This is a genomic window from Streptococcus sp. SM5 (assembly GCF_027497975.1).
Window position 1 is genome coordinate 16,909 of record NZ_JAJNSC010000022.1, and the last position, 20,375, is coordinate 37,283.

General features: G+C 36.0%; 17 protein-coding genes. 1 reads left to right on the forward strand and 16 read right to left on the reverse strand.

Annotated elements, in window-relative coordinates:
• Window positions 1-113 precede the first annotated feature (113 nt).
• From PAN07_RS13835 to PAN07_RS13910, 16 genes are all read right to left on the reverse strand, one after another.
• Window positions 114-1,166: a galactofuranosyltransferase gene (locus PAN07_RS13835; protein WP_094753622.1), complete on the reverse strand. Its 1,053-nt coding sequence runs from the start codon at window positions 1,164-1,166 to the stop codon at window positions 114-116.
• Between the two features lie 24 nt (window positions 1,167-1,190).
• Complete coding sequence (gene glf / locus PAN07_RS13840; protein ID WP_094753623.1) at window positions 1,191-2,288, reverse strand: UDP-galactopyranose mutase; 1,098 nt, start codon at window positions 2,286-2,288, stop codon at window positions 1,191-1,193.
• Window position 2,289: 1 nt separating this feature from the next.
• Window positions 2,290-3,714: a flippase gene (locus tag PAN07_RS13845; protein ID WP_094753624.1), complete on the reverse strand. Its 1,425-nt coding sequence runs from the start codon at window positions 3,712-3,714 to the stop codon at window positions 2,290-2,292.
• A gap of 151 nt (window positions 3,715-3,865) precedes the next feature.
• Window positions 3,866-4,648 carry a hypothetical protein gene (locus PAN07_RS13850; protein ID WP_269798146.1) on the reverse strand — a complete coding sequence of 261 codons (783 nt, stop codon included), beginning with the start codon at window positions 4,646-4,648 and terminating at the stop codon, window positions 3,866-3,868.
• A gap of 386 nt (window positions 4,649-5,034) precedes the next feature.
• The gene (locus PAN07_RS13855; protein WP_269798147.1) at window positions 5,035-6,000 is read right to left on the reverse strand and encodes a glycosyltransferase family 2 protein; all 966 of its coding nucleotides are present in this window, start codon (window positions 5,998-6,000) and stop codon (window positions 5,035-5,037) included.
• On the reverse strand, window positions 6,000-7,094 hold the full coding sequence (gene wecB / locus PAN07_RS13860) for a UDP-N-acetylglucosamine 2-epimerase (non-hydrolyzing) (protein ID WP_269798148.1): 1,095 nt from the start codon (window positions 7,092-7,094) through the stop codon (window positions 6,000-6,002). The genes PAN07_RS13855 and wecB overlap by 1 nt, the downstream gene beginning before the upstream one ends.
• Window positions 7,091-8,176 (reverse strand): glycosyltransferase family 4 protein, encoded by a 1,086-nt coding sequence (locus PAN07_RS13865; protein WP_269798149.1) that lies wholly within the window; start codon window positions 8,174-8,176, stop codon window positions 7,091-7,093. Before PAN07_RS13865 ends, wecB begins: the two co-directional genes overlap by 4 nt.
• Window positions 8,151-8,873, reverse strand: coding sequence for a WecB/TagA/CpsF family glycosyltransferase (locus tag PAN07_RS13870; protein WP_029690200.1), 723 nt, complete (start codon window positions 8,871-8,873; stop codon window positions 8,151-8,153). The genes PAN07_RS13865 and PAN07_RS13870 overlap by 26 nt, the downstream gene beginning before the upstream one ends.
• 19 nt (window positions 8,874-8,892) lie before the next feature.
• Window positions 8,893-9,678 (reverse strand): LicD family protein, encoded by a 786-nt coding sequence (locus PAN07_RS13875; RefSeq protein ID WP_346658464.1) that lies wholly within the window; start codon window positions 9,676-9,678, stop codon window positions 8,893-8,895.
• 4 nt (window positions 9,679-9,682) lie between these two features.
• Window positions 9,683-11,050 carry a sugar transferase gene (locus PAN07_RS13880; protein ID WP_261045694.1) on the reverse strand — a complete coding sequence of 456 codons (1,368 nt, stop codon included), beginning with the start codon at window positions 11,048-11,050 and terminating at the stop codon, window positions 9,683-9,685.
• Between the two features lie 34 nt (window positions 11,051-11,084).
• Window positions 11,085-11,768 carry a tyrosine-protein kinase gene (locus PAN07_RS13885; RefSeq protein ID WP_020901549.1) on the reverse strand — a complete coding sequence of 228 codons (684 nt, stop codon included), beginning with the start codon at window positions 11,766-11,768 and terminating at the stop codon, window positions 11,085-11,087.
• 9 nt (window positions 11,769-11,777) lie between these two features.
• A complete protein-coding gene (cpsC, locus tag PAN07_RS13890; RefSeq protein WP_261045696.1) occupies window positions 11,778-12,470 on the reverse strand; it encodes a capsular polysaccharide biosynthesis protein CpsC in 693 nt (230 codons plus the stop codon).
• 8 nt (window positions 12,471-12,478) lie between these two features.
• A complete protein-coding gene (gene cps4B, locus PAN07_RS13895) occupies window positions 12,479-13,210 on the reverse strand; it encodes a capsular polysaccharide biosynthesis protein Cps4B (protein ID WP_269798151.1) in 732 nt (243 codons plus the stop codon).
• Window position 13,211: 1 nt separating this feature from the next.
• Entirely contained in the window at window positions 13,212-14,657 is a 1,446-nt protein-coding gene (locus PAN07_RS13900) for an LCP family protein (RefSeq protein ID WP_269798152.1), read from the reverse strand.
• 241 nt (window positions 14,658-14,898) lie between these two features.
• Window positions 14,899-16,857 carry a peptide ABC transporter substrate-binding protein gene (locus PAN07_RS13905; RefSeq protein WP_269798153.1) on the reverse strand — a complete coding sequence of 653 codons (1,959 nt, stop codon included), beginning with the start codon at window positions 16,855-16,857 and terminating at the stop codon, window positions 14,899-14,901.
• 195 nt (window positions 16,858-17,052) lie between these two features.
• Window positions 17,053-18,660: an alpha-glucosidase gene (locus PAN07_RS13910; RefSeq protein WP_084861577.1), complete on the reverse strand. Its 1,608-nt coding sequence runs from the start codon at window positions 18,658-18,660 to the stop codon at window positions 17,053-17,055.
• Between the two features lie 152 nt (window positions 18,661-18,812).
• Here PAN07_RS13910 and PAN07_RS13915 point away from each other — a divergent pair, with 152 nt between their 5' ends.
• Window positions 18,813-20,297, forward strand: a complete 1,485-nt coding sequence (locus PAN07_RS13915; protein ID WP_261147296.1) for a DUF1846 domain-containing protein — start codon at window positions 18,813-18,815, stop codon at window positions 20,295-20,297.
• The last annotated feature ends 78 nt before the right edge of the window (window positions 20,298-20,375 follow it).

Here is a 20,375-nt window from a genome sequence, read left to right on the forward strand (position 1 = left end):
TATTTTCTGATAACTATCGAATCTTATTTCATTTTTTAATCTCTTTTTAACTATAAGAAAAGAGGGAATTCAGTAACTCCCTCATCCATCTATTTAAATCATTTTTAGATTCATTAATTGAAAGCTTGCAATGCGGAAAGAAGATAAGAACCCTCACGAATTTTTTGACCTACGGCCTTAGCATTTTTGACCAAACCCTGATACTCTTCTTGAGACAAATGTTCCAATACTTCTTCCAAGTCAAGTAAACTCTCAATACTAATTCCACACTCTTTTTCTAAGACGAAATTAGCCAAAGCAGATTGCCCCCAGACAATAATAGGGAAACCAGAAGCCAAATAAAGGGAGGCCTTGTGGGAATTATTGTATCTCAAATACTCACCAAACACTCCGCTACAAGTTTTAGAACTATCACCGTCCCAAACCAAACCAAAGCTTCCTTCTAATGCTGATGGTAGTTCATCTGGAAGAAAGGAACCAAAATAGGTTTCATTGGATAGCTTTCTAGCCTCATCAAAACCAACACCATAAAGGTTATATGCCGGTCTTGCAGGCAACTCATATAAGTAACCTGCTTTTTCTTGAGCTAAATTTCCAGCTACAATAATAGCTCCTTCCTTCGATAAATCTTCTTTATCCTGATAATTCGGGATCAGATAGTCAAAAATGCCTAAACTAACTATTTTCTTCTCAGAAATCCCCTTATCAACAAGCACTGATTTCATAACTGGATTATGAGCAATAAGACCATCAGCTTGTTTCAAAAGACTAGACTCTTGAAGATGAACACGAATCTTATGCTTCAAGGGTACTGTATCCAAATTAGCATAGCGCAAAACTTCTAAATCATGGATAATAAAGTGAACCTTCACTCGTTTACGTTGCATTCTTTTGACTAAATGAGTCGTAAAGAAACTATGATGAAGCATAGGAAATTGAATCAGTAGCTGATCCCCTTCCTTCAACTTAGAGATAGCTTTGGATAGGGCTTTGGCCTTATGTCGTTGGGCTCTAATAGTCCCCATTTGATACCAATCATCTACCATCAATAACAAAGGACTATAGCCCTCACGAACTACTATTTCTTCAACATCGTTTCGAGCCTTATTTCCCGCATTTCGTGCACCAGAATCCTTCAGAAATTCTTCTTTTAGATAATATTTCATCGATCAACTTTATCCTTCGTTATCTTATTTAAACTCTTCCTCTACAACATTTAGGGCACGTTCAATGACCACATGCATGTCGTAGTATTTATAATCGGCCAAACGTCCGCAGAAAATGACCTTATCATTCTGCGCTGCTTCTTCTTGATACTTAGCAAACATAGCATTGTTTCTCTCATCATTGATTGGATAATAAGGTTCATCTCCTCGTTTCCAATCTGCTGGGTATTCACGAGTAGTGACCGTTTTATCTTGCGTACCATACTCAAAATGTTTATGCTCAATAATACGAGTATAAGGAATTTCTCGTTCTGTATAATTAACAACGGCATTTCCTTGATAATTTTCCTCATCTAGAACTTCATGCTCAAAACGAAGACTACGGTATTCTAACTCACCATGTTTATAATCGAAATATTGGTCAATCATCCCTGTAAAGACAACTTTTTCAGCAGAAGCTTCTAATTCCTGACGATTGGCAAAAAAGTCAACTCCAAGTTCTACTTCTACATCCTTCAACATATTTTCGATGATGACATTATAGCCCCCAATTGGAATACCTTGGTAACGGTCATTGAAGTAGTTATTATCAAAAGTCAAACGAACTGGTAGACGTTTAATGATAAACGGTGGAAGGTCAGTTGCGGAACGTCCCCATTGCTTTTCAGTATATCCTTTAATCAACTTTTCATAAATATCTGGACCGATCAACTTGATAGCCTGTTCTTCCAAATTTTTCGGTTCAACGTCTTTCATGTGAGCCGTTTGCTCAGCAATCTTATCTTTGACCTCTTGAGGAGTTTTTGTCCCCCACATAGCATAGAAAGTATTCATATTGAAAGGTAGATTATAAAGGCTACCCTTGTAATTAGCCACAGGCGAGTTGATGTAGTTGTTAAATTCAGCAAATTGATTAACATAATCCCAGACTTTCTTATTAGAAGTATGGAAGATATGAGCACCATATTTATGAACATTAACACCTTCTACATTCTCACAATAGATATTCCCACCAATGTGGTCACGTTTATCAATAACTTTTACTTTTTTTCCACGCTTGGTTGCTTCATAAGCAAAAATTGCTCCAGACAAACCAGCACCAACGATTAGATAGTCGTACATATTACACCCCTTTATTTCTGAATAACTGTTGTTTTATATCTCGTAGATTTATAACTTTAAAAATCAAAATCAAACTGATATAAATTATTGCCCCCAAAATAGCAGAAAGTCCTACATTTAATACAGACGGTAAATTCAATAAGTCTTTTACAAAAAACAGAATTCCATACATCAATCCTGATGAAATCATAATTTTTATCATAGTTCCTATAATCGGAACATCTCTTAGATAAGAGCGAGTAAAGAATAACTGTATAGCCCAAACCAGAGACTCTGTTAAAACAGATACAATTGCTGCCCCTATATAGCCCAATTTGGGAAGAAAGAGAAGATTTAATCCAACACTAACAATAGCAGGAATTGTAGTTGAAAGCATGAACTCTCTATTTTTATTATGGGGAATCAAAATTTGAATCCCCATAATATTTGTCCAACCAATAAAGAACATTCTTAGAATCATAATAGCTATTGCATAGCGTGCATCTTGAAAATCTTTTCCCAGAAAAAAGTTAACAAAATCATCGTTTATAATTAACATACCTGCCATAATGGGGAAAATAACCAAATTATAAATTAGAAATGACATCTCATGCATTTTATTAACTGCTTTATGATCCCCTGATGATAAAAGATTTGAAACTCGTGGTAACATGACACTTCCCAATGAAGTCACTAGGGTCAATAAAATATTAACAAGTTTCAATGCTTGATCATAGATTCCTACATCTTTTGTTGAAGCTAAAGCTCCCAGCATTGTACGATCCAAAGTAACATAGAGCGATATGGCAATCTGAGGTAAAAACAATAAGATAACTGGCTTCAAATGCTGCTTAGCATATTCCCAATCAAAGTGCGGTTTCCCAATAAACTCTCTTGCCGGCAACCACATACTTAGTTGTCCCAACAATTCAAAAATGGTAAGCAAGAACACATATAAATATAGGTCGCTAGCTGATTTTATAAATAGAAAAATAGCAATGACGCCAACTAGTTTCACTGTAATATTTCTGACTGTAATTTTTCGAAAATCCTCTAAACCTTGGAATAGCCAAGAAATATCTAAACCTTTAGAAAGTAAACTTAATCCTAAAATATAAGCTACTGGGTTTTGCATTAACGAAAAAGTGAGACAAAGCAAAATATAGAGAGTCAGTGATAAGATGGTTGCTCCAAGTTGTAAAGTATAAATTCCCCAGAAATTTTTACGAATTGTTTTTCGATTACCAGAAATTTCCTTTGTACCATAATTGGCTACCCCCAAGGTAGCCAACAGGATAAAGTAGGTAACAATAGAATTATAATAACCATAAGTTCCTAAATCATCAGAACTAAATACTCTGGTAACATATGGAGTCGTAATAATCGGTAAAATAATGACTAATAATTGATATGAAAGATTGTATGCATAATTTTTAAGAACCTTCATAGGGAGCATATTCCTCACTTAACTACTATTATAAACGGCGAAAATTAATCTGTCCAAAAATGATGATGTTAAATAGATTAAACTTTTTTTGGTACAAAAATCACTTAACTAGCCTCAATTTAGAACCAAGGATACATATAACACAAAAACTTTAAACATCTTGATAATTATACCTATACTTACTCCAAGAAATACCCATCAATAACAATAATGGATTGTACATTAATTCAAAAAATTGTGGATCAAACATTGAGTGAAGTATCAGTACAATAAAAACAAGCATCTCAACTGTATTAAAGTGTCCTCTTTTATTTAGTTGATAGAAACTATACCAAATAACAACTAGTAGAATCACTCCATAATGCAACAAAATATTTACAAAAGATGAATCAACGTATAAATAATTATCAAAAACAGACGTAGCCCTTTGTTGCAATTCCCAATCAATTCTTTGACCAAACAGATGTACACCATATAAAGATAGTGTCTTATGTCCTAAACTTAGTCTTCCTGTCAAAGCTACGTTTAAAATTTGAAAGAGTTTACTGTTTGCGTTATAAAAATAAGTCAAAATGATAGGAATAAGAATCCCTGCAGTCAACGTAATTTTACCAATGGCATTCAGGATTTTTTGACTAACTACTTTATTTTTAAATATGTACACCAATACTAATGCTAGAATTGAAAGAAAGAAAGCTGATTTCGTATCAGTATTAACGTAAAAATAATAATTCAGTATTCCAAACAATAAAATTTCTGACAATCTGATTTTACTTTTTCTTAAATATAGATATACCAAAGTCAGATGAAATAAATAATTAGCACCGAGAGTAACATATTGGTATCCTTGGCTAAAACGGAATCGCCCTCCTAATTGAACCCTCAGCGTATTTTCAATAATGCCAAACTTTAATAGACCATATATAGAAATCATTAATAGTACTATCGAAACTGTCCAGAGAATCAAAACTTTTCTAAAATTCACATTGTTTATAGAAATAATAAATAAGATTGTTGAAATTATTGTGAGGGCATCAAAAAGCTTATGTGTTGTAATCCCGATAATTATAGCCAAGCAGAAAGCGGAAAAGAAGAATATCAGAAACTTACTCGAGTGTCTCTCTAATAGTAGTTTAAACAGAAGTATGACAATAGACACTATCATAGCAACTATTCGAAAACGATAAATTTCAGGGTATTTATAGACTAAGTTTGTTTGAGCTATAAAATTAAAAAGCAACCAAATAAAGAAAGCTGAAAAATATAATAACTCTGATAATTTTATTTTTATTTTCATATTTTTACCTAAGTTTGTTTAAATTATCCAATCTTATTTCGAATAGTGTTATACAATTTTGCAGATACGAGAAACAATATATATTTCAATTTATTTTTCCTTGTAACATTTGAATTCGGAATAACATCTTTGAAATATTGAATGTATTCTTTTCTAATTTTATTAACTTCAGCATACATATCTGAACTAAGCATAGCATGTACAATATGCAGACCATTAAAAACATAGCGAACATTCAAGGCTCTTCTCATTTCCCTATCACCTGAATAGTCTCGTTCAATATAACTTCTATTCCATTCCATTGCCTTGTAAAAATCTAAGAGACGATCACTATACTTAGAATTTACAATACTTCCTGGTCTTCGATAGTATTTATAAAGATTTAGATCACTAACAGCAATATTTTCACAGGAAGCAATATGCTCATAAGCAAGAGCTAAATCTTCATACAACATCCCATTAGGATATGGAAACCTTAATAAGATCTCTTTTTTATATAGTTTACCACCTGAATGTGTCCCAACATAATTTCCATAAAACATTTGTTCTAAAGCTGTTCTACGATCTAATTTTCCAGAATATTTCTCTCTGAAATCTCCTAGGAAATCACTATTTTCATAGTTTCTAACTTCAATCACTGGAGTTGCTACAAGATCAACTCTATACTTATCTCTAAGTTCTACTAAATATTCAATGGCTCTATGGTCATAATAATCGTCTGAATCAATGAAAACAATCCAATCTGTTGAAGATTCTTTTACCCCAGTATTGCGGGCATTGGACAATCCCCCATTTTCAATATGCAGAACTTTTATTCTGTCATCTTCTCGAGCATATTGGTCACAAATTTCTCTAGAACTATCCGTCGAACCATCATCTACTAGGATTATTTCAATATTTTTATATGTTTGTTGTCTTAGACTTTCTACACAATAACTCAAACAGTTCTCAACATTGTACACTGGTACAACAATAGAAATCTGATCCATTATGATAATCCTTCCAAAATGATACCAACAATACGCTCACAAGCTTTTCCATCTCCATATGGATTACTTGCTTTACTCATCTTGCTGTACTCTGTTTCATCTTCTAGAAGCAGTTTGAAATTAGTATAAATATTTTCTTCTTCTGTTCCTACCAATTTCAAGGTTCCTGCAGCAATTCCCTCTGGACGTTCTGTTGTATCACGCATTACCAATACTGGTTTACCTAAAGAAGGTGCTTCTTCTTGTACACCACCAGAATCTGTTAAAATCATGTAGCTTTGATTCATAAAATTATGGAAATCAATGACTTCTAGAGGTTCAATGATTTTCATACGTTCATTGTCGCCAAACACCTTACTTGCTAACTCACGAACCTTAGGATTCTTGTGAATAGGATATACGACTTTAACATCTTCAAATTCATTCAGGATACGATTAACTGCGTTAAACATATTTTCCATGGGTTGACCAAGATTTTCACGTCGATGAGCTGTCAGCATGATGAGTTTACTGTCCTTAGCCCACTCTAAAATAGGATGGTCATAATGATCTTGAACGGTTGTCTTCAAGGCATCAATAACAGTATTTCCAGTAACATAGATATTCTCTCTTCCCTCTTTTAGAAGATTCTCTTTAGCCACTTCTGTCGGAGCAAAATTGAAATCCGAAATAATTGAAGTAGTCTGACGATTGAATTCTTCAGGAAATGGACTTTGAAGATTATAAGTTCTCAATCCTGCCTCTACATGTCCAACTTTAATTCCCATGTAAAATGCAGCTAAAGCTGTCGCAAAAGTGGTTGTAGTATCCCCATGAACAAGAACAATATCTGGTTTTTCCTGCTCTAAAACTGCTTGAATTTTATCTAAAATACTTGTCGTGATTGTAAATAGTGTTTGATTTGCCTTCATAATTCCTAAATCATAATCAGGAACAACTTTAAAGACATCTAAAACCTGCTCTAACATTTCTTTATGTTGACCAGTTACACACACAAGTGTTTTGATCGAATCATTTTTCTTCAGTTCATTCACTAAGGGACACATTTTTATTGCTTCTGGACGCGTCCCAAAAACTAACATTACTTTTTTCATTTTGAATCTCCCATTAGTTTTTGATAAAATTTACGATAATTCTCTAAAAATAAAGGATAACTAAACTTCTCTTCATAATCTTTTTTAGCTTGATGAGCTAACCTTCTTCTAAGAGTTGAGTCAGTCGCCAGACTCTCAATAGCAGAAGCTAAGGCCCTAGCATCTTTGGCGGGAACCAAGAGCCCATTTTCTTTAGTAACAACTTCATTAATGCCAGGGATATCTGTCGCAACCATGGTTTTTCCATTCATAAATGCCTCAATAACATTTAGAGCCAAACCCTCAAATAATGACGAAGACACTAGGAAATCAAAACTATTAATACACTCGACTATATCCTGTCTATACCCTAAAAAAGTTATCTTATCTTCTAAATCGAGTTCTTTAACCTTAGTTTCTAATTCGGCTCTCAGCTCTCCATCCCCAACGATAAATAAACGAAGGTTTTCATCTGATATCAAAGAAATAGCATCAATCAAATAGGTCAAACCTTTTTGTTCAGATAATCTTGCAATACAGCCTAGCTTGATTCCATCAAACTTCATAATCTCATCAACTTGTCTATTTGACTGTTTCAAGATCACTCCGTTATAGATAACAGTGCTGTCTGCAACTCCCACATCATCTTTCAAATTTTGATTAACTGCTTGACCCACTGCAATACTATAGGCATTTTTCAGTGAAAATCTATATAAAGACAACTTATCTTTAAAGACATTATGAGCAGTGTAAACGTGGACTAGCTTGGGATTAATCAGTTTTAACAAACGAATATAAAAAGCTGCCATTCGATGATGCGTATGAACCAGAGTAATATCATTTGTCTTAATAATTTGATAAATAGTAAGAAGCAACTTCAACACAGTAAGAGGATTTTTGCTGTCTATATCTTGAATTTTATGATGGATAATTCCTTGGGCCTCTAATTTTGATTCCCAAAGGCCTCCTGTAGAAGCAACATGTACACTATCAAACTCATCTTTCAAATCAGAACTCAACTGGTACACGATTCTTTCCGCACCACCAATATCCATCGTTCGTGAAATATGTAAAATATTATTTTTTCGTTTTTCGTTTCTCATCTAAAACTCGCTTAATAAAGGTAACATTCCCTACAAAGTATCGTTTAAAGAGACGCTTTGGCTCATTAGCAACTCGGAACAACCACTCCAAGTTTGATTTCTGCATCCAAAGTGGGGCACGCTGAATGTGACCAGACAATACATCAAAACTACCACCTACACCCATAAAAATAGAATTCACTCCATTATCCATAAATTTTTGGATGATGTATTCTTTTTTAGGTGAAGTAATTCCAACAAATACAAAGTCGGGATTCTTTTCACGAATATCTTCCTGAATATCTTGCTCATCTTCCTCAGAAAAATAACCATTACGATGTCCAACAACTCGTAGATTTGGATACTCTTCTTTAAAATTTTGTAACATATCTTGCAAAACTTCTTCTTTAGCACCAAAAAAATACACTGAATAAGATTTTTCATCGGCTAATTTTAATAATCTTTGCATTAAATCAATTCCAGCAACTCGTTCTGGAACTTGGTAGCCCAAAAATCGAGAAGCTAGAACTACTGATGCACCATCTGCATTGATGATCTCAGACTCGTTAACTATCTTCTTAATAGCTTCATCTGATTGACATTGGTTAATCTTATCAGCGTTTACGCCCATTAAATGAAGAGGACGTTGTTCAATTACAAATTTCTCAACCTCTTGTACTGTTTCATCCATTGTTAAAGGGTCAATTCTGACCCCCATTAAATTAAAACTATTCAAATTAATCTCCCCATGTAGACTCAAAATGACCCTTACGCTCGGCTTCTTTTGGTAACTTCATGTAATCACCATATATTTTTGTTAAATATTCATCTGGGTTTGCATGGCAACTTATTTCTAAGTTCTCAAACTCTAGTAATCGTGGTTCACCGAATACTTCTTTTCTAGCAAGCTCACGTTCTCTATAGGAGCCTAATACATTACCAACTATTGAACTAGTTTCAAAATCATATTGTTTAATTAGATTTTGTAATTTGTTGTTAATAGTGGCTGTTTTTAGAAGTTTATTTAATTTCAAAACTTTTGATATACTCACAATTGCATTTTCAAAACTTCCCCGATCTCTGTCATGTAGACGATCGATTACCGAAATTTTAGAAAGTGCACGATAGAATTTGATTTTGTTTGTATGAATAAAATAATGAAAACGATCATCTGGATAACCATCCAAAGGGAAAATATCTATGAATGGACTACATAGTTCATCTCCAAATGGAATTTGTAAGGATGTATCCATAATAGAGGTATTACCTAAATTGTCATCATGAAGTCTCAAAATAACATGTTCTGGAAGTTCTTTTTTACAAATAGATAAAAATTTTTCATAATCTTTTCGAGGAATCCCTAAATCCATATCATCATCCCAAGGAATAAATCCTTTATGACGAATGGCTCCTAGCAATGTTCCTCCCAAAGCATAATATCTTAAATCATGTTTACTACAAATAGCAATAAAGTTTTTCAATAAAGATAATTCTCCTAGTTGAATTTCCCTCACTTTATTCATAAAATCACTTCGCTCCATCTCTCATAAGTACAACTTTAATAGTTTTTAGTAAAATTTCAATGTCTTTCCAAATTGTCCAATCGTCTATATAAGCTACATCTAATTTAACAACTTCATCAAAATTCTTAATCTCACTTCTACCACTAACTTGCCAAAGTCCAGTGATACCCGGTTTAAAACTCAATCGACGTTTTTGTTCAGGTGTGTATGTCTCATATTCATCAACTGTTGGCGGTCTTGTTCCCACTAGGCTCATATCTCCTTTCAGAACATTCCAAAACTGGGGAAGTTCATCCAAGCTAGTTTTACGGATAAAGCGACCAATTTTTGTAATGCGAGGATCATTGTCCATCTTAAACATACCACCCTGCATGGTATTTTTCTCCAACAATTCTCTCTTTTTATCCTCAGCATCAATACACATTGATCTAAATTTATAAAAAGTAAAATGTCGGCCGTTTTTTCCTATGCGAGTCTGGGCAAAAATAGCAGGTCCACCATCTTTTCGAATAGCTGGAACTAGAACTATACTAACTAGACCACAAATCATTAAACCAAAAATAGAACCAATAATATCTATGACACGCTTAGCAATTACATGACTATTCTTATAAAATTTCGTCGAAAAAGTAATGACATTTAGACCAGCCATCCCACGGATTTTTTTGTCACGCCCTAGATTATGGTCAAAAGCATTTAGATTAACCGTTACATCAATTCCCATCGTTTCAAAACGAGAAATAAATTCACCAATATCATATTCTTCACTAGGAAGATTGATAAACACTTCGTCCACAACTTCGTGAGTTGCAAAATTTAAAATATCTTCGACTGGTACGACTGTAATAGTATCATGTTGGAAATTAGGTTTATCTAATACACTAACTGCCACCAGTTCTCCAAAGAAATCACCCGCATCAAGTAATTTATCCATCACTTTCTCAACTCTAGATGTTGCTGTAATCAAGAATAGTTTTTTACTCCATTTCAAATTAGGAAATATCCGTTTCGAATAATACTTGATACAAATATTGACTAGATACATTAGAATCGAGTGTAAGGTTAAGAAATACACCATGCCTCGTCTAGAGATACTAAAGCGTTCTTCTAAAAAGAAATTAGAAAGACTAATTGCCAATGCAAAGAAAATGATATATTTTGTCAAGCGAACAAGTTCAATCAAACTCCCTCGTCTAAAAAAATCTTGACCGTAATCGCTAAAATAAAATACGATGTAGTGGAGAATATATAGGACAATCATTGTTGTTGAAAGAATATCTGTCTCTTTAACAAAACTAAGAGAATACCCCAGTAACACTACTATAAAACTCTGGATTACTGCCAGAGATATTTTTATCCCTTTCTCTTCCATAACTACTTCCTTAGTCTATCCCTTATTCTATCCCCTATTTTTTACCGTAAGAACCATACTCACCGTAAGAACCATATTTCTCAGCTGAAGTATTGAATTTATTTAATACAACTCCTAAAAATGGTTTATTCGTTTGTTCCAATTGACCTTTAGCCTTCTGAACATCTTTTCTGTTAGCTTCTCCTGCCGCAGTAACTAAAACAGATGCATCACATTTTTGTGTAATAATAGCTGCGTCGATTACGATACCAATAGGCGCTGTATCAACAATAATATAATCAAAATACTTGCGAAGTGTGTCAATCATAGTGCTAAAATTTTCACTTTGCAATAAAGCAGTTGGGTTGGGTGAGATAGACCCAGCTTGAACCACAAATAGATTCTCAACATTGGTATCACATAAACCATGAGATAGGTCTGTTGTTCCAGATAAAAATTCTGTCAATCCAGTAATTTTTTCACGTGACTTGAAGACACCTGACATGACAGAATTACGAATATCAGCATCTACTAACAGGGTCTTGTAACCTGCACGCGCGAATGCCCAAGCAATATTTGTAGAAGTCGTTGACTTTCCTTCACCCGGTTTTACAGAAGTGATAGAAATTACTTGTAAATTATTTCCACTCAATTGTATATTCGTACGCAAGGCATTATAGTATTCTTCCGCTTTTTTGGCCAGATCTAATTTTTTCTGTGCTATTTCTAATGTCGGCATATCTCTCTCCTATTTCAATTTATCCAGATTTGGAACAACTCCCAACAATGCAATTTGCATAACATCTTCAATATCCTCTGGACGTTTCACTCGTGTATCAACCAGTTCAACGATAAGAACAGCGATAACCATAAATGCTGTTCCTCCAAGTAGCCCGATAATTGTATTTCTACGAATATTTGGAGAAGATGGTGCTGTAGCCGGACGAGCTTCTTCAAGTGTTGTGACATCAGAAACGCGTGTGATACTGATAATCTTTTCAGCTGCTACTTCTCTCAATGAGTTAGCAATACGACTAGCTTCCTCAGGTACTTTATCATTAACGGAAATAGATACGATACGAGTATCGACTGGTACAGTTACCTTGACTTTACTAGCCAAAGCTTTTGGTGATAGATCTAATTTCAAATTAGATGTAACTTTCTCCAAAACATCTTGAGACAAAATAATTTCACGATAGTCTTTAACTAAGTATGATCCAGCTTGCAAGTCTTGGTTTGTCAAACCAGGCTTATCTCCCTGATTACGGTTGACTACATAAATCCGTGTAGTACTAGTGAACTCCGGTTTAACGACAAACGCACTATAGGCAAAAGCTAAGGCTCCAGCTACAATTGCTACCAATGCAATTAGAATTTTTCTTTTCCAAAGAATTTTAAACAGGTGAAATACATCGATTTCCATAGTATTTTGTTCTTTCATATTTTCTCCTAAATTATTTGATCCATTATAATTTTCCTAGGGTTCTCTACAAATAGCTCTTCTGCCTTGTCTATACCATACTTTTTAGAAATAATCTGACGAGCATCCTCCATGTAGGGAGGTCTACTATCTAAGTTATGCATGTCACTTGCAATGACATGAACCAGGTCTCTCTCCAAAAAATATTGGGCTCTCTTTTTCATAAATTTATAGGTTTCACCAAAGAGCTTAGGTTTTAGAACATGAGAACTATTTACTTGCGTATAGCATCCCATATCAATTAGTTCCCTAACACGTTTTTCATTGTTTTCCAACGCATCATAACGTTCAATATGAGCAATCACTGGGGTAATCCCTAACATCAAAATATTGCTTAACCCTTTATGAATATCGCGATAGGGTGTATTCATACTAAATTCAATCAAAGCATAACGACTGTTATTGAGAGTAGGAATGCGCTTGTTTTCTAATTTTTCTAGAACATCCGGAGTATAGTATATCTCTGCTCCGTAAGCAATGACCAAATCATCTGCCACTTCTTTAGCAATCTCACGAACCTTTAAAAAATTCGTCGCTATTTTTTCTTCTGGAGTCTCAAACATCCCTTTTCGACGATGGGAAGTCGAAACAATCATCCGAACTCCTTGATTATATGCTTCTATTAAAAGAGCTTTACTATCTTCTATAGACTTTGGCCCGTCATCTACATCAAAGACAATGTGAGAGTGGATATCAATCATATCATCTTCCCTCCATCACATCTTGTATCGCACTTTTAGCAGTTGCTAAACTACTATCATCGATTTCCATCATATAGAGGTTACTATCTGGCATAGCATAAGAAGGAAGTCCCATTCGACCTGTACCTTTGAGGTCTTGAGAGTTGACTTTATAACTACCACCACTCTCCAATTGAGTATTAATCAAATCTATCATCGTTTCGATAGGAATATTTGTTTGAAGGGAATCTTGCAAACCTTGAATAATATCACTATAATTTTTTAAGGCTTCAGTAGAAGTTAATTTCTGAATAATTGCTACAATAACCTTTTGTTGATTACGACCACGGTCACGATCTCCATCAGCCAACGAATAGCGTTCACGAACAAACCCAAGAGCTTGTTCAGAATCTAAATGGACATTTCCTACTGGGAAGTGGAACTTCCCGTGACGAGATGTAAACTCCTGATCATTGTATACATCTACACCACCTAAAAGGTCAATCAATTTCAAGAACGAAGTGAAGTTTAGACGAACATAGTAATTAATATCAACTCCATAAAGATTTTCCAAAGTATGAATAGAGGAGTCAACTCCATAAATACCTGCATGAGTCAACTTATCTTTTTGATTATTCCCGCCGTCAGCAATCGGAACATAAGAATCTCGAGGGGTTGTTGTCAATAGAATTTTTTTTGAATCTTGATTAACAGTCATCAAAATGTTGACATCTGAACGAGAAACTGAACTAATTGGTCCGTAAGTGTCAATACCACTCACATAGACATTGAAGGATTTGTTCTTAGAAACTTTAGGAGCAGCTACTTCTTTGGTGATATTTTTAGTGTAGATTTTCCTAATTTTTGATGCGTAATCAGGGTATTCAGATTCTATAATATTTTCAAAGACGCTATTTAAGACAATCGCTTTTGCTTCACCTGATACCAAGCTCTTATAAGCTGCAAGGTATGAGGTGCTTTGTTCAACCGTCAATTCTTTGCTCTGACTAGTTTTGATATCAGCTATCAATTTTTGAATATTATCATTATCAGTATCCGTAGGTCCTGTAACACTATCTAATTGCGTGACATTATGAACGTCACTATCTTTCAGAACAACAACACTCATTGAGTATTCTGAGTAATTTGACGTAGAATTGATATGACTAGTAAAGCCGACAAATTGTTGCAGTGCAAAAAAAGAAACTGAACTCATTAAAATAGCTAGTGTTAAAAAGAAAATTGTAAACTTTTCTGCTTTTCTATAAATGATCAAAAGCAGATTCGCTAAAGCGACCAAAATCACTACAGTTGCCGTTATGACATTCAGGTATCTAAACGCCAATATATTATGTCTAAAAATCAAGAACAGCAAAAAACCACCCAATAATACATAAATGGTTAATAAAGCTATATTAATGCTCCGCTTAACTTTACCCGAACGGGCTCTTTTTGAACGTTTATTCATAGTTTTCCCCTATATGTTGATTATCAGAATTATTATATCACAATCATGAAATAATTTCCATTTATTCCTTTTTTTATCAGCGTTTTCAATACATCTTCTAAATGCACTCCGAAGGAATAATTGTTTTTTTATAACCTGTATAGTATCTATCGCTTCCTATTTTGACATTCTCGTTTCATAGACAGAGGAATACGAATCAAAAATATAACAAACAAGGTCCCTTACGGAACCTCGCTCATCTTTATTTTACATGATTTTCTGCTTCTTTTTGAGCTTTTTCGATTGCTTTTTTGCTTTCTTGCTCCCATTTAGTCTTCGCTTCTTCATACTGTTTAGTTGTCACAGTATCTTTTTGCAGTTTCATGTACTTGTAGTTATTGCCATCACCCTTGATGCCGACCAATGAATACCCTCTTGTAAATGGTGTTACTCTGGTCACAGATGCTGTTCCACCACTTGACATAGCTGACATGATTAGAGAATTGTCAATCATCCAAGCCTGTGCTTCAGCATATTTTTCATAGCGTTTAGCTACATCTTTATTTTCACTATCTGCATCTTTGAGCATCTTGGTGTAAGTATCAAGACCCAAGCTAGCAATTTTAGCTTTATCTTCCTGAGCATCTAGACCAAAAATCTTGAGGTAGAATCCATCCTCTGCATTGAAAGGATTGAGATAAGTTGACGGATCCTGATAGTCACCTACCCAGCCATCAAAGTTCAAATCATAGTCTCGATCAGCTGGTGTCGGTGCTAAGAAGGCTACGTTATTAAAATCATCTGTTGAAAGTTGCTGAACATCAATGACAATGTTATCAGCACCTAAAACTGACTCTAGAGTCTGCTTAACAGAGTTCATGCCTGTCACAGCATTTTTACTTGTTTGATCAACAGCCACATCTAAGTGAATAGGGAAAGTCACACCTTGACTGGCCAATTCTTTTTTAGCTTCCGCAAATTTTGCTTGGGCTTTTTCTTTGTTAAAGTAGGCATCCTGAGCATCTGCCAAGTTAATACCTGACCATTCTGTTCCATAGTTTACCAATTTAGAAGCGACTACTTCTCCAAAGGTCTTGTCTCCCACTTGGACAAATGTAGGAGGTACTAGGGTGTTACGAAGGGTCTTACTAGCTGCTTCTTCCCCATTTGACTGAGCAGAATAGGCTGTGCGGTCCAAGGCAAAGTTCACTGCTTGGCGGAAGTTCTTGTTCAAGACAGCTGTCTCAGTTGACTTCTTCTGCTCATCTGTCGTTTTAGACGTATGGTTGTATGCCTTACGGTTGACGTTGAAATTGAAGTACCAAGAAGTCTTATCCTGCAAGCTATAAACGATATTATCCTTGTATTTTTCCTTGGTCTTGGCAAAGTTAGAACTATTTGGATAAACCCCAGCGATAGAATAAGCTCCACTTTCAAAGTTACGGATAGTCAATTCTTGGTCTGAACCATCAAAATATGCCAATTTTACGTGTTCAATCGATACTTTGTCATGATCGTAATAATGCGGATTTTTCACATACTCGATCGATGATTTTGATGTGAAATCTTTTAACAAATAAGGTCCACTGTAAAGAATACTATCTGGAGATAGAGTACCAAAATCTTTCCCTTTTGAATTTAGAAACTCTTCGTTTACTGGGAAAAGAATACTGTTGGTTGTTTTTGAGTTCCAGTAAGGCTCTGGGCGTGCCAAAGTATACTCAACAGTATGGTCGTCAATGGCCTTCACCCCAACCTTAGAAAAGTCAGAATCCGCTCCTGTAATATAATCATTCAAGCCCTTGATCGAGTTTTGAATCAAGTCAATGGCCTGGGATTTATTATCCACTGCATACTTGATACCTGTCACAAAATCTTGTGCCTTGACTGGGGCGTACTCTTCACCGTCAGCCGTGAACCATTTGGCATCTTTTCTCAGTTTGTAGGTATAAGTCAGGCCATCGCTTGAAACAGACCAGTCTTCTGCCAAAGATGGAACTAGGTTTCCGTGGTTGTCATTTTCAAGCAAACCATCAACTAGGTTGGTAATGATGGCTGTATTATCAGCGTAGTAGTCTAACAAGTAGTTAAATGTAGTTGGATTTCCACTAAAGGTTGATGAGTAAGTTTTTGTATCTGAACCTGATTGTCCGCAAGCAGCTAAAAGCAAAGCAGCCGCAAAGGTCAGGCCTGCGCTAAGAACACGCTTTTTTGTATTCATCTTCTTTCTCCTTTATGTTAGTTTTTATAACATAAGTTTATTTTACCAAAATAGTGGGAATTTGTAAAGTTAATTGAATTTTGAGAATGAAAGTTTATAAACTTTAGTCATAAAAAAACAAAGGATTTCTGTCTTTCATACAGTCCTCCCTTGTTTTTATACGATTTCAATTTTAAATTTTTCTGTAAAAAATATTTATAGTAATTCCACACAGAAAGCATCCCATGGAGCCAAGATTTGTTTCCCAACCGCTTCTTGCGCTACAGTGTTTTCAATCAAGACTGATTTAACTTTTCCTTCGACAGCTAGGTTTTGTTCTTCATTGGACAAATTGGCCACAACTAGGAAACGACGGTCGCCATCTTTACGAATATAGGCAAAGACCTTGTCAACTGTATCAAGCAATTCAAAGTCAGCTCGAATCAGCCAGCTGTTCTCCTTACGGATTTGAACCAACTTCTGATAGGTATAGAAAATTGAATCTGGGTTTGCCAGCGCTTCTTGAACGTTGATTTCTTCGTAGTTTGGATTGACTGCCAACCACGGTTGACCTGTTGAGAAACCAGCGTTTTTGCTTTCATCCCATTGCATTGGAGTACGGGCATTGTCACGTCCAATGACACGGATACTGTCCATGATTTCTTCCATCGGAACACCTTTTTCAAGAGCTTCACGCGCATAATTGAGGGACTCAATATCTTCTACTTGATCCAGTGTTTCAAACGGATAGTTGGTCATCCCAATCTCCTCACCTTGGTAGATATAAGGAGTCCCTCTCATGAGATGAAGCAAGATTGCAAAGGCTTTGGCAGATTTTTCACGATATTCTTGGTCATTTCCCCAGATAGAGACGATACGAGGTAGGTCATGATTGTTCCAGAAGAGGGAATTCCAACCATCCTCAACTCCTAATTCTGTCTGCCATTTGTTAAAAATCTCTTTTAACTTCCCTACATTTAACTCTTTTTGGTAGTGCCACTTAGGTTGCCCTTCCTGATACTGAAGACAGATGTGTTCAAACTGGAAGACCATTGACAATTCTTGTCCCTTTGGATCCGAGTAGAGCTTAGCAATCTCTGGCGTTGCACCCCAAGTCTCCCCTACTGTCAAGAGATCTTTGTCGCCAAAGGTTGCCTGATTCATTTCCTTGAGATAGGGGTGGAGCATAGGACCATTATTGACTACTTTCTCATCAGGAATTTTCCCAATCATATCAATGACATCCATACGGAAACCGCCAATGCCTTTATCAATCCAGAAGTTCATCATCTCATAGATTTTCTGGCGCAATTTTTCATTTTCCCAGTTGAGATCCGGCTGTTTCTTGCTGAAAAAGTGGAGATAGTATTGACCTGACTTTTCATCGTATTCCCAGGCAGATCCACTAAAGATAGAATCTAGGTCGTTGGGCTCATCTCGCCAGATATAGTAGTCACGTTCAGGACTATCAGGATTTTCACAGGCCTCGACAAACCAAGCATGTTCATCTGAGGTATGATTGACCACCAAGTCCATGATGATACGAATATCACGCTTCTCAGCTTCTGCAATCAGTTGGTCCATATCCTCCATGGTTCCGAAAATAGCTGCAATCGCTTGATAATCAGCAATATCGTAGCCATTATCATCCATAGGGCTGTCATAAACGGGAGAAAGCCAAATCGCTGTAATTCCTAGCTTGGCTAGATAGTCTAACTTACTGGTAATACCTGGCAAATCGCCAATTCCATCTCCGTTGCTGTCCATAAAACTCTTTGGATAAACTTGATAGACTACGGCATTGTGCCACCATTTTTCTTGCATCTTCTTACCTCATTATTTTAATAATCTATAGTCTATGATAGCGCTTTTCAGAATTTTGTGCAAGCGTTTGCCTAATCTTTTTGATTCCTTTTTTAACTCCATAGTTCCCTAACTTCCAATTTTTTATTATAATAGAGGTCAGAGGTAAAAAAATGAAAAAACAAGCTTTTAGTTCTGAACAATATTTGAATCTACAGCGCGACCACATCTTGGAGCGTATTAACCAATTCGACGGCAAGCTCTACTTGGAGTTTGGTGGTAAAATGTTAGAAGATTTCCACGCTGCTCGTGTCCTTCCTGGTTATGAGCCTGACAACAAAATCAAGCTCTTGCAAGAATTGAAAGAGCAGGTTGAGGTTGTGATTGCTATTAATGCTAGCAATATCGAGCATTCCAAAGCACGTGGTGACTTGGGCATTTCTTATGACCAAGAAGTTCTTCGTTTGATTGATAAATTCAATGAATTGGGAATTTTTGTTGGTTCCGTTGTCATCACACAGTACGCTGGCCAACCAGCCGCAGATGCCTTCCGCAACCAACTTGAAAAAAACGGAATTGATTCTTATCTTCATTATCCAATCAAAGGATATCCAACAGATATGGATCACATCATTTCTCCAGAAGGTATGGGGAAAAACGACTATATCAAAACCAGTCGCAACTTGATTGTCGTAACCGCTCCTGGACCTGGTTCTGGAAAATTGGCAACCTGTATGTCCAATATGTACCACGACCAAATCAATGGTATCAAGTCTGGTTACGCTAAATTTGAAACCTTCCCAGTTTGGAATCTACCCCTTCATCACCCAGTCAACTTGGCCTACGAGGCTGCCACAGCTGACCTTGATGATGTCAACATGATTGACCCCTTCCATCTCCAAACTTACGGAGAAACCACTGTCAACTACAATCGTGATATCGAGATTTTCCCAGTGCTCAAGCGCATGTTGGAACGCATTCTAGGAGAGTCTCCATACGCTTCTCCGACTGATATGGGTGTCAACATGGTTGGTTTCGCTATTACAGATAATGAGGCTGCTATTGAAGCCTCTAAACAAGAAATCATCCGCCGTTACTATCAGACTGTTCTTGATTTCAAAGCAGAGAAAGTTGGTGAAGCAGCTGTCAAGAAAATCGAGTTGCTTATGAACGACCTCGGTATCACACCTGCAGACCGTAAGGTTGCAGTTGTTGCCCGTCAAAAAGCAGAAGAAACTGGCGGACCAGCCCTAGCCCTTGAATTACCAAATGGGGAAATCGTGACTGGTAAAAACTCAGAACTCTTTGGCCCTACAGCAGCTGCTCTTATCAACGCCATCAAGAAATCAGCTGACATCGCTAAAGAAGTAAAACTAATCGAACCTGAAGTTGTTAAGCCAATCCAAGGTCTTAAAATCGATCATCTCGGCAGTCGTAATCCACGCCTGCATTCAAATGAAATTTTGATTGCACTTGCTATCACAGCTACAGAAAATCCTGATGCTGCTCGTGCTATGGAAGAACTTGGCAACCTCAAAGGAAGCGAAGCCCATTCAACCATCATCTTGACTGATGAAGACAAGAATGTCCTTCGTAAACTGGGTATCAACGTAACCTTTGACCCTTACTACCAATACGACCGTTTGTATCGTAAGTAAAGATTTCAACCTCTCCACTCTCGGAGAGGTTTTCTCTCTGTCTCAGGAGCCGGCTTTATGTTATAATGAAAGAAGAAA